Source organism: Finegoldia sp. P3-F-LR, assembly GCF_052932165.1.
Window position 1 is genome coordinate 1 of the sequence record NZ_JBRFJE010000048.1, and the last position, 784, is coordinate 784.

Consider the following 784-nt stretch of genomic DNA (forward strand, 5'->3'; position numbering starts at 1 on the left):
AATAGGAAGACTAGCTTCAAGGAGGATAGCTACGACCTCTATCTATACAATTATTATCCCATATGAAAGTGGGATTGAGAATAAAATGTAGTATTCATTACTACAACTATATTATACGAGGAGGATAATATCATGAAGAGGAAATTATTAGTAGTATTGTTGGCATGCGCTATGCTAAGTTCTTGTGGAGTGAACAACGTTGGAAATAATGGCATACATATGAAAAACGGAGATGCAGAAGTAAGCATCGGAAAAGATGGAATCATCGCAAAAAGCGGCGACTCTGAAGCAAAAATCGGAAAAGATGGAATCATCGCAAAAAACGGTGACTCCGAAGCAAACGTCAGCGCTGAAGGAGTTAAAGTGCAAAACGGACTCGACCTTGAAGGAGAAGATCCAGTAACAAAAGAAAAAAGAAAGAATAATGTATTCTTGGACGAAGACAAAATCTTCGAGATGGAAATAAAGGAAAATTCCCTTGATAAAGATGACATCAAAGATTGGGAAATCAAATTAGACAAAGAATCGCAAACATACACAGTAAAATACAACGCACTACATCATAGACACGAAAATGAAAGAGACGCTGTCACTGGTCAATTGCTCAAAGGAATGACATCGCCAACTTCAAGATAGTAAAACAGGGTTTTGTCCCTGTTTTTAGTACCATAAATAGTGTAAGAAAGGAAGTAATTCCTATCTTGCACTATTTTTGTATAATGAAGAAGTAGTATGACGAGCCTCTTTTAGGGTTGAAACATCCGCCACAAAAACTGTCAACTAC

At 37.0% G+C, this 784-nt stretch carries 1 protein-coding gene; it reads left to right on the forward strand.

Annotated features, from left to right (window positions below):
- The first annotated feature begins 132 nt into the window (after positions 1-132).
- The gene (locus ACU68U_RS09225) at positions 133-636 is read left to right on the forward strand and encodes a hypothetical protein (protein ID WP_154272014.1); all 504 of its coding nucleotides are present in this window, start codon (positions 133-135) and stop codon (positions 634-636) included.
- Positions 637-784 lie beyond the last annotated feature (148 nt).

What these genes read in the sequence shown, in the direction of transcription:
- ACU68U_RS09225 (WP_154272014.1), top strand. Translation starts at nt 133, where the DNA reads ATGAAGAGGAAATTATTAGTAGTATTGTTGGCATGCGCTATGCTAAGT.